This window comes from Bradyrhizobium sp. ORS 375, assembly GCF_000239775.1.
In the GTDB taxonomy this organism is placed as follows: Bacteria; Pseudomonadota; Alphaproteobacteria; order Rhizobiales; family Xanthobacteraceae; genus Bradyrhizobium.
This window is the reverse complement of sequence record NZ_CAFI01000462.1, coordinates 1-9216: the sequence shown is the minus strand read 5'-3', so window position 1 is coordinate 9216 and position 9216 is coordinate 1. Positions and strand designations below refer to the sequence as shown.

Here is a 9216-nt window from a genome sequence, read left to right as displayed (position 1 = left end):
CGGCATGATGCGCGCGCATTTTGCGAATGCATCTGACAACGATTGGGCCCCGCTGCCTCCCCGACAGAGCTCGTTCCCTCCCCCCTTGTGGGGGAGGGCTAGGGAGGGGGGTAGCTCCAAAGGCGATGGGTGTGGCTCACCCCTCTCCCCAACCCTCCCCCACAAGGGGGGAGGGAGCCTGAACAGCGTGCCCCCCTCACGCCGCCAAGTCACCCCAACCGAGTCAAGCAGCAAGCCTGCGACGCACCACTCGCTCCACCGTCATTACGAGCGAGGCGAAGCAATCCAGGGCCGCGCGTGCCGCCCTGGATTGCTTCGTCGCTACGCTCCTCGCAATGACGCCCCTATTCACTCCGACAACGACAATTAAGGAGGATCCCATGAATATCCGCTCCAATCCCGACACCACCCTGCCCGCCGTCACCACAGGCCCGCTGCCCTCCTCGCGCAAGATCTACGCGACGCCGGCGGCCGCACCCGACCTGCGCGTGCCCTTGCGCGAGATCATCCTGTCGGAAGCGGCCTCCGAGCCGAACCTGCCGGTCTACGACACCTCCGGCCCCTACACCGATCCCACCGTGACGATCGACGTCAACGCCGGCCTGCCGCGCAACCGCACCGCATGGGTCAAGGAGCGCGGCGGCGTCGAGGAATATGTCGGCCGCGACATCAAGCCGGAGGACAACGGCAATGTCGGCGCCGACAAGGCGGCGAAGGCGTTCACCGCGCATCACAAGCCGCTGCGCGGCCTCGACGGCCACAAGATCACCCAGCTCGAATTCGCCCGCGCCGGCATCGTCACCAAGGAGATGATCTACGTCGCCGAGCGCGAGAATCTCGGCCGCAAGGTCCAGCTCGAACGCGCCGAGGCCGCCCTCGCCGACGGCGAGAGCTTTGGCGCCGCCGTGCCCGCCTTCATCACCCCGGAATTCGTGCGCGACGAGATCGCGCGCGGCCGCGCCATCATCCCCTGCAACATCAATCACGCCGAGCTCGAGCCGATGATCATCGGCCGCAACTTCCTCACCAAGATCAACGCCAATATCGGCAACTCGGCGGTGACCTCCTCGGTGGAGGAGGAAGTGGACAAGATGGTGTGGGCGATCCGCTGGGGCGCCGACACGGTGATGGACCTCTCGACCGGCCGCAACATCCACACCACCCGCGAATGGATTTTGCGCAACTCGCCGGTGCCGATCGGCACCGTGCCGATCTACCAGGCGCTGGAGAAGTGCAACGGCGATCCGGTCGCGCTGACCTGGGAGCTCTACAAGGACACGCTGATCGAGCAGTGCGAGCAGGGTGTCGACTACTTCACCATCCACGCCGGCGTGCGGCTGCAGTACATCCACCTGACGGCAAGCCGCGTCACCGGCATCGTCTCGCGCGGCGGCTCGATCATGGCCAAGTGGTGCCTCGCGCATCACAAGGAGAGCTTCCTCTACACGCATTTCGACGAGATCTGCGACATCATGCGCAAGTATGACGTCTCGTTCTCCCTCGGCGACGGCCTGCGCCCCGGCTCGATCGCCGACGCCAACGACCGCGCCCAGTTCGCCGAACTGGAGACCCTGGGCGAGCTCACCAAGATCGCCTGGGACAAGGGCTGCCAGGTCATGATCGAGGGCCCCGGCCACGTGCCGATGCACAAGATCAAGATCAACATGGACAAGCAGCTCAAGGAGTGCGGCGAAGCCCCGTTCTACACGCTCGGGCCGCTGACCACCGACATCGCGCCGGGCTACGACCACATCACGTCGGGCATTGGTGCCGCCATGATCGGCTGGTTCGGCTGCGCCATGCTGTGCTACGTGACGCCGAAGGAGCATCTCGGCCTGCCCGATCGCAACGACGTCAAGACCGGCGTCATCACCTACAAGATCGCCGCCCACGCCGCCGACCTCGCCAAGGGCCACCCCGCCGCCCAACTGCGCGACGACGCCCTGTCGCGTGCCCGCTTCGAGTTCCGCTGGACCGACCAGTTCAACCTCGGCCTCGACCCGGACACCGCCAAGAGCTTCCACGACGAGACCCTGCCGAAGGAAGCCCACAAGGTCGCGCATTTCTGCTCGATGTGCGGCCCGAAATTCTGCTCGATGAAGATCACCCAGGACGTCCGCGACTACGCCGCGACGCTCAATGATCCGGCGACCGTCGGCATGACCATCTCCGGCACCATCGCGGACGGCATGGCCCAGATGAGCGCCAAGTTCAAGGAAATGGGCGGCAGCGTGTATCTGGATGCGGAGAAGGTGAAGGAGAGCAACAAGGCGTTGTCCTGACGCTATGCCTTACTCTCTCCCCCGTCATGGCCGGGCGCCCGTCCTGAACTCGTTTCAGGATGACCCGGCCATCCATCAAAGCCGGGCGAAAGCCCGGCTTTTTGCTCAAGTTGCCGCTACTGTTGAACGATCCAATCCTTCGCTTTCGTTAGAGGTCCGCGCCATCTTAGCCTTTCGAAGCAGATGCTGCGCAAACAATATCAGTTCAAGAGAAAGCAGAGGATCGTCTATCCATTTAAACTCATGCGTGACAGGATTACGAATTCCTAGCATGGCACCCGCATAGAGCTGCAGATAGCCCTTTTGCTCGTCCTGTTCGGAGGTTGTTTTACGTTCGCTCCAAAAGAGCATTGGATTCGCAGTACTAAACACTTGTTGCATTAGCTGCGTTCCAGACACTCCAAGAGCACACGACTTTTGTTGAACATACTTTTCAACGGCCTTGAACGCTTCTTGGACTGCGAGAGAATAGTGCCCGGACGCGTAAAGATCGCGAGAGACAGATTCAATTTCGAATTCTGTAACGGCGCGGATGTAGATGCCGACCGGACCAGAGTCTTCACTCAACCGAGGAAGTGCAAGCATTCGCGGCGCCGGCAGCGCGAGAACCGTCTGGGCTAAGCCGACTTCCAGGATGTGTTCTTGCAGCTGCTTTATGCGCTCAAGAAATTGGCTTATCATAGAGGTAGCGCCTCATCGCCGAAAAAATTGACTCGATCTGCTCTCCTGTTGCGTCTGCACTGATATGTATTTGAACATTGACGTTAAGCGGCATCAAGTCGAACTGCCTCGCACCTGGAGCGCCATCGGTGGACTTGATTTGCTTGGATGGCTTCGCCTTTGCTACTTTTGAAGCTTCTGGAGAGCCTTTTTGCGCTGAGGCTCCTTTAGAGGGACTATCGCTAGGCGTGCGGCTACCCATCATAAGATAGGTCGCAGCCTTATTCCCCGCAGTACCGCTGCCGAGCCCTTCGTGCGTAAACCAAGCTATGGCCTTCTGCCGATTCTGATCTACCGGAGGCGCAACGTGCAGCAGCCCTTCAGGGTATACCGACGCCAAGATTTCTTGCACTGCAGCGGAATAAGTCTCGTTGTTGCGCCAACGTAAGGCAACAGCTGTCGCCTTGCCTTCTTCCGTCAGAATCCCCACCCGTTTAAGTTCGCTGAGATATTGTCGAGCGGCAACTTCTTGAACACCTAGCTGAACGCCAAGAAAGCGATCATCTATAGTAACCGTGGGGGTTCGTTGTAAGATTCCTCTTAGTCCCCACCAAACGGTAGCAGGTATCTGCGGATAGCTATTTTTATCGGCCATTTCGTCCCCTTGTAACAGGCTTCACAGGCAACCCTCTTACTAGAGTTTACATTTCTAACAATTTCAAGGGGAAGTTGCGTGACTTCCCTGTGAGAAATTCGTTCGTTAGAGTGGCCACAGAGGAGCAAAGAAGATCGTTATATATCTTTGGACCTTCATAGAGCTCGATAGGAAAGCTCGGAGGAACCAACTAAAAGGACCGTTCGAACTCTACGACCGCATCCATTTGATTTGACGCTGAGTCGCGCATTCGATCTCGTGTAGAGGCAGATACTCCCATGCCCATCCACCACATCCCCGCCCCACCGCACATCAAAGCCCCGCCGCTATCCTTCGGCACCCGGATCGGCGACCTCCTCTTCATCTCCGGCATTCCCGGTTTCGACGCCGACGGCCACCTGCCCGATGAGTTCGAGGCGCAGTTCGCCAATGTCGTGACGAACTTCTCGCGCGTGCTGAGCGAGGGGGGCTGCGGCATTCGCGATCTCGTCAAGATCAACGTGCTGCTGACGCGCGCGGCCGATGTCGTGGCGATGAACCGGCTCTATGCCACAGCGTTCGGGCCGGCGCCGTATCCGGCGCGGACGACGTGCGTGGTGGTGGCGCTGCCGGATCCGAAGATGCTGATCGAGATCGAGGGGGTGGCAGCGGTGGGGAAGGTGTAGCGGAGTGGCACAGGCTAACTGCTGCCTCTAGCTACTAGCGCGGTGCGCGTGAATGTGCCCTCGCCCCTTGCGGGAGAGGGCATGTAGGACAGTTCGGCAGGCTCGGTTGGGTGAGGGGTATGCCTCTGCGAGCGCTGCTCGTGGAGAGATACCCCTCACCCAACCGCGAGCGTTGAGAGGCTGTACATGCCCTCTCCCGCAAGGGGCGGGGGCGCTGTGTCGGGCAGTGTTGCGCTCGGCAGCATTTTTGAGCCTCTATCTGACTGCGGCGCTTGCGGCTCGATGGTGAGCACGCTGCCGCCTGCGCCTACGGCTTTGCCCACCTGATAGCGCGCGTCCCGTGGCGGACCATTGCGTGGCTTAGGGGCCGCCCAAAACTGCGCACGTCTGCCCATTCCCGCTGCAACCCTGCGTCGTCCTGCCCCACGCGCCTCTATTTCTCCTCTTGCGCCACATTTAATTTTTAAATATTATAAAATAATCCGAAACATTATATCCGAAAATCTCCCGATTAATGTTTTATCTTTGGCCGATCCACGCCCTGCCCGGTTTCCTGCGCGATGCCGCCGTGTCGCTCCGTGACGCCATCCGCGATGCCTTCCGGTCACAGGTCTATCCGCTCGGCTATGTGCCCTCGCATGACGGCATGCGTGGGCTGATGACGCTCGGCGTGGTGACGGCGCATGTGTCGCACACGCTGGTGCCCGGCGCGGTGCTCTATATCGACCTGTTCTTCGTCGCCAGCGCCTATTACATCACCGGGCTGCTGCTGCGGGACATCGACAAGCACGGCCAGATCCGCTTCCGCCAGTTCTATGCGCGGCGCTTCGCGCGGATCGTGCCGCCGCTGCTCCTGATGCTCGCGGCCTATCTGCTGTTCAGCTGGCTGTTGCGGCCGCCGTTCCTGCCGGCGCTGGAGCGGGCCGCGATCGCCATCTGCTATATCTCCAACTACTGGTACGTGTTCGATCCGAACACGATCAAGGACATCGGCCATACCTGGACGCTGTCGACCGAGGAGCAGTTCTATCTGCTGTGGCCGCTGACCTTCGCGCTGCTGGTGAAGCGGTTCGGCACGACGTGGCGGCTGGTCGGCGCGATCTGCGCCATCGCGGCGGCGATCTGGGCGTGGCGGGTGTCGCTGGTCGTCGGCGGCGCCGACTGGCGGCGGCTCTACACCGCCTTCGACACCCGCGCCGACGCGCTGATGGCGGGCTGCGCGATGGCGGTCGTGCTGCGGCTGGTGCCGCACGGCGCCTACCCTGCGCTCGATCGGCTCTGGCCGAAGCTGGCCTGGCCGCTCCTGATCTACTGGGCCAGCATCACCTTCCTGTTCTGGCCGGCGGACGGGCCGAGCATGAACTACTATCTGTTCGGCAGCATGGTGTGCGGCGTGCTGCCGGGCATCGTCACGCTGACGATGCTGGCGCGCAGCCACGGCACGCTTCTCCACCGCATCTTCGAATGGCCGGTCGCGATCCTCCTCGGCCGGATCTTCTACGGCATCTATCTCTGGCACCTGCCGATCCTGAACTTCCTCGACGATTACGGCGTCTGGTGGCCGCTGCGGCTCGCGATCGGGCTGCCGCTGTCGATCGTCGCCGCGACCTTGTCCTATGCGCTGCTGGAGCGGCACTTCCTGCGGCGGCGATCGCAGGCTCCACGACGGCCGGAGCCCGCGGCCATGGCGTCCGGCCCGGAGAGCGGAGCGGCCGGGGCCGCACCGAGGATCGAGCCCTCTGCCCGCCCGGAGCGTGGCTTCGCGCATGGCCATATGCGCTATCCAATGACGCCGCCGATCACCCAGGCGCGAACACGGTCGATCATCGAATCTTGAGCCATATGGCCCGAACGCAGCGGCCCGGTTTGCGTGCCGTCGCCACCCCGACGGCGTCGATGGCGCCGAGCGCGTTCTGGACATGGCAGCTGCGCGTCGTGCTGGGATTGCGCGCGCATTTGCCGCATGATGCGGCCCTGGCTGCCTTCAAAAGGAACGACACCGCCGCGACAAGGCGCCCGACGGCGGGGGCCTGTTTGTTGCCGGAGTTTTCATGTCGCCTCGTTTCACCGCAATCTGTCTTGCCACGGTCACCGCCGTCGCAATGCTCGTTGTCGCCTCGCCCGCCCAAGCCGGTTATTACATCCTGCGCTGGGACAACACCGGCATCTGCCAGGTGTGGAGCGAGGCGCTCACGTTCCGACCGATCCAATGGCCCTCGCGCTATCAGGTGATCAGCCGCTCCGTGCCGACCTTCAACGATGCCGTCACCCTGCAGGTCAAGCTGCGCCGCCAGGGCCGCTGCACGCTGTGACCGCCAAGGTCGCGTCGCGACGGCAGCAGCTTCACCTCGTCGCGAAATCACCTGACATCGCTGTGAACGACTGACCTCAGCGCCTTGCCTTATGAGCGCTTTTGTCGCACCACTTCGGCCCGGTGGCCGCGGCCTGGGGGCCGCGCGCCGCCGGAGGTGATTTGGTTGGTTCGTTTCAGGAGATTGACGATGCGTCGCTTGACCTCTCTCGCCGCTGCCGCCGCGCTTGCGGCCGCCTCGATCGCTGCGCCCGCCTTCGCCGCGCCTGCACCCAAGAGCGGCTACTACGTGATCCGCTGGGACAACACCGGCATCTGCCAGATCTGGAACACCGAGCTGCAGTCCAAGCCGGTGGAATGGCCCTCGACCTACAAGATCGTCTCCAAGCCGGTGCCGACCTTCGTCGAAGCGACCAACATCCAGCTCAAGCTGCGCGACGAGCGCCGCTGCTTCCTGTAAGCGGCGTTCGCGCGCTGGCGCGTCGCGGTCAGGCCGCCCTGACCGCGCTCGCCTGCATGGGCACGAAGCCGGGCAGATCAGCGATCCGCGCCAGCCAGGCCTTGACGTTCGGATATGACGCCAGCGACACACCGCCTTCCGGCGCATGCGCCGTGTAGCTGTAGAGCGCGATATCGGCGATGGTCGGCGCGTCGCCGGTGAGGAACGACCGCGTCGCGAGCTCGCGCTCCATGACCGCAAACAGGTTGTTGGCGATCTGATGCGCCCTCGCGATATCGAGCGGCGCGCCGAACAAGGTCGCCACCCGCGCGGCTGCCGGTCCGAATGCCAGCGGCCCGGCCGCCGCGGACAGCCAGCGCTGCACCTGGGCCTGCCCCAGCGGATCGCGCGGCCACCAGCGGCCGGACGTGTCATACCGCCCGGCGAGATAGACCAGGATCGCATTGGAATCGGGGATCACGGCGTCGCCGTCGACCAGCGCCGGCACCTGGCCGAACGGATTGAGCGCGAGAAACTCCGGCTGCTTGTGCGCGCCGCCCTTGAGATCGACGTCGATGAGCTCGCATGGCACGCCGAGCAGGCTCAGCATCAGCCGCGCGCGATGCGCGTGGCCCGACACTGCGAAATGGTAGAGGCGGCGTTCCGACATGATGTGCTCCCGTTGCTGTGCCGCATCGTGTAGCGCCGGGCTTGCAGCCCAACAACGCGCCCCGGCATCAATGGCCTGTTGCGGATCGTGCAATAATGCGACAACACCGCCCATGGACCGCCTGCCCGATCAGCTCCAACCCGGCCTGCGCCTCGTCTTCGTCGGCACCGCCGCCAGCGCCCGCTCGGCCGCGACCGGCCACTACTACGCCCATCCCGGCAACCGCTTCTGGCGCACGCTGCATGCGGTCGGCCTGACGCCGCGGCTGTATCAGCCGGAGGAGTTTCCTCTGCTGCTAGCGCTCGGCATCGGCTTCACCGACCTGTGCAAGCAGGGCGCGGGCATGGATCACGTCGCGCTGAAAGCGGGCGTCGATGTCGCGGGCTTCACCGCCAAGATCCGCTGCTATCAACCGGCGACGATCGCCTTCACCAGCAAGAAGGCCGCGAGCCTGTTCTACGGCCAGCCGACCGGCGCGATCGCGCTGGGCCGACAGCCGGAGCGGGATGATTTTCCCACCGTGTTCGTGCTCACCTCGCCCTCCGGCGCCGCGTCGGGCGCGTGGACGTTGCAGCCGTGGCAGGAGCTCGCGGCGCATGTGACGCATGGATGTTGACAACGGGCTCTCGCTGAGGAAGCTGACCTGCAACACAGGAGGACCTCAGCGTGCGCCAGTTGCAGCTTTCAGTCGGCGTGCTCGCCTCGATCGGTATCGTGCTTTCATCCATGTCGTCCGGCGTGCACGCGGAGGATCGAGCCAACCAGGGGCCTCAGGCGACGGCCGCCCTCGTCGCGCGCCTGCCTGCCGAATATCGTCGGCAGATCGCCGACTATGTCCGCGCGCGTAACACCTATGTTCTTCGCGACGCTCAGATATCGGCGCCCTACGAGCGATGGGGCGGCCTGTTCGCAGGCGGCACGTTCATCGCCGTTTGTGTCAAGCTGCATCGGGACAATATGCTTGGCATGGTCGTCCAGGACAATCATGTCCTGACCTTCGACGGCGGCAAGCTGCATGAAGTCAGACTCGGCACTGAAGCCTGTGACAATCTCTCACGCTTTACCGAGCTGATGTCTCCACCCGCAGCCTCGCAGTCTCAGCGCAGCGGCTCAACCGCGGCGACACCGCGGGCTCAGAAGCAGGGCGGCGCACGGCCTTAGCAGACGCACCTTGAGAAGGTCTGACAAGCCGGCTGTTCATGATGAGCGGCGGTGGGGAAAGCGTCCCGCTGTAGCGCGGTGGTGCGCCACCGTCGATCCGCATCCGCGCGCACGCAGCGTGGTGGGCACCGCGCGCGTTTCGTCCGCGTGACACAACAAACAGAATGCGAGCCCTTGCACCCGCCCCACGGACTCGCGCGATGATGAACGTCGAATCATCATCAGAGCTAAATGTATGTGCCCGCGCGCCGCCACTGACTGCGCCCTCCTCTTGCGGAAGAGGGCAGGTAGGACAGAGCGGCACGCTCGCTGGGGTGGGTATGCCTCGGCGAGCACAGCTCGCGGAGAGGTACCCCTTGTATCTGCAGGGCCG

10 protein-coding genes are annotated in these 9216 nt (G+C 63.4%); 7 read left to right on the top strand and 3 right to left on the bottom strand.

The genetic code is table 11. From position 1 onward, the window contains the following. Positions 1–380 precede the first annotated feature (380 nt). Positions 381–2282: a phosphomethylpyrimidine synthase ThiC gene (gene thiC / locus BRAO375_RS31575; RefSeq protein ID WP_009031492.1), complete on the top strand. Its 1902-nt coding sequence runs from the start codon at positions 381–383 to the stop codon at positions 2280–2282. A 105-nt stretch (positions 2283–2387) separates the two neighbouring features. Here thiC and BRAO375_RS35790 read toward each other — a convergent pair whose 3' ends face one another. Then, positions 2388–2963, bottom strand: coding sequence for a TIGR02391 family protein (locus BRAO375_RS35790; RefSeq protein ID WP_009031490.1), 576 nt, complete (start codon positions 2961–2963; stop codon positions 2388–2390). Beyond that, a complete protein-coding gene (locus tag BRAO375_RS37790; RefSeq protein ID WP_009031489.1) occupies positions 2944–3597 on the bottom strand; it encodes a hypothetical protein in 654 nt (217 codons plus the stop codon). The genes BRAO375_RS35790 and BRAO375_RS37790 overlap by 20 nt, the downstream gene beginning before the upstream one ends. A gap of 278 nt (positions 3598–3875) precedes the next feature. Between BRAO375_RS37790 and BRAO375_RS31565 the strand changes: the two genes are divergently transcribed. The 4 genes from BRAO375_RS31565 (at position 3876) to BRAO375_RS31550 (ending at position 7033) form a co-directional block, all read left to right on the top strand. After that, positions 3876–4262 (top strand): RidA family protein, encoded by a 387-nt coding sequence (locus BRAO375_RS31565; RefSeq protein WP_009031488.1) that lies wholly within the window; start codon positions 3876–3878, stop codon positions 4260–4262. 514 nt (positions 4263–4776) lie between these two features. Next, positions 4777–6099, top strand: coding sequence for an acyltransferase family protein (locus tag BRAO375_RS31560; protein WP_009031486.1), 1323 nt, complete (start codon positions 4777–4779; stop codon positions 6097–6099). A gap of 214 nt (positions 6100–6313) precedes the next feature. After that, on the top strand, positions 6314–6574 hold the full coding sequence (locus BRAO375_RS31555) for a hypothetical protein (protein WP_009031485.1): 261 nt from the start codon (positions 6314–6316) through the stop codon (positions 6572–6574). Between the two features lie 189 nt (positions 6575–6763). Then, entirely contained in the window at positions 6764–7033 is a 270-nt protein-coding gene (locus BRAO375_RS31550) for a hypothetical protein (protein ID WP_009031484.1), read from the top strand. 28 nt (positions 7034–7061) lie between these two features. On the opposite strand, the gene BRAO375_RS31545 is transcribed toward BRAO375_RS31550, so the two are convergent. Further along, positions 7062–7682: a glutathione S-transferase family protein gene (locus tag BRAO375_RS31545; RefSeq protein WP_009031483.1), complete on the bottom strand. Its 621-nt coding sequence runs from the start codon at positions 7680–7682 to the stop codon at positions 7062–7064. Between the two features lie 112 nt (positions 7683–7794). Here BRAO375_RS31545 and BRAO375_RS31540 point away from each other — a divergent pair, with 112 nt between their 5' ends. Beyond that, the gene (locus BRAO375_RS31540) at positions 7795–8298 is read left to right on the top strand and encodes a mismatch-specific DNA-glycosylase (protein WP_009031482.1); all 504 of its coding nucleotides are present in this window, start codon (positions 7795–7797) and stop codon (positions 8296–8298) included. A gap of 50 nt (positions 8299–8348) precedes the next feature. Next, positions 8349–8843 carry a hypothetical protein gene (locus BRAO375_RS31535; protein WP_009031481.1) on the top strand — a complete coding sequence of 165 codons (495 nt, stop codon included), beginning with the start codon at positions 8349–8351 and terminating at the stop codon, positions 8841–8843. Positions 8844–9216: the final 373 nt, after the last annotated feature.

Excerpts from the sequence above, each read along its gene's own strand:
- thiC (WP_009031492.1), top strand. The coding sequence starts at position 381 with ATGAATATCCGCTCCAATCCCGACACCACCCTGCCCGCCGTCACCACA.
- BRAO375_RS35790 (WP_009031490.1), bottom strand. The coding sequence starts at position 2,963 with ATGATAAGCCAATTTCTTGAGCGCATAAAGCAGCTGCAAGAACACATC.
- BRAO375_RS37790 (WP_009031489.1), bottom strand. The coding sequence starts at position 3,597 with ATGGCCGATAAAAATAGCTATCCGCAGATACCTGCTACCGTTTGGTGG.
- BRAO375_RS31565 (WP_009031488.1), top strand. The coding sequence starts at position 3,876 with ATGCCCATCCACCACATCCCCGCCCCACCGCACATCAAAGCCCCGCCG.
- BRAO375_RS31560 (WP_009031486.1), top strand. The coding sequence starts at position 4,777 with ATGTTTTATCTTTGGCCGATCCACGCCCTGCCCGGTTTCCTGCGCGAT.
- BRAO375_RS31555 (WP_009031485.1), top strand. The coding sequence starts at position 6,314 with ATGTCGCCTCGTTTCACCGCAATCTGTCTTGCCACGGTCACCGCCGTC.
- BRAO375_RS31550 (WP_009031484.1), top strand. The coding sequence starts at position 6,764 with ATGCGTCGCTTGACCTCTCTCGCCGCTGCCGCCGCGCTTGCGGCCGCC.
- BRAO375_RS31545 (WP_009031483.1), bottom strand. The coding sequence starts at position 7,682 with ATGTCGGAACGCCGCCTCTACCATTTCGCAGTGTCGGGCCACGCGCAT.
- BRAO375_RS31540 (WP_009031482.1), top strand. The coding sequence starts at position 7,795 with ATGGACCGCCTGCCCGATCAGCTCCAACCCGGCCTGCGCCTCGTCTTC.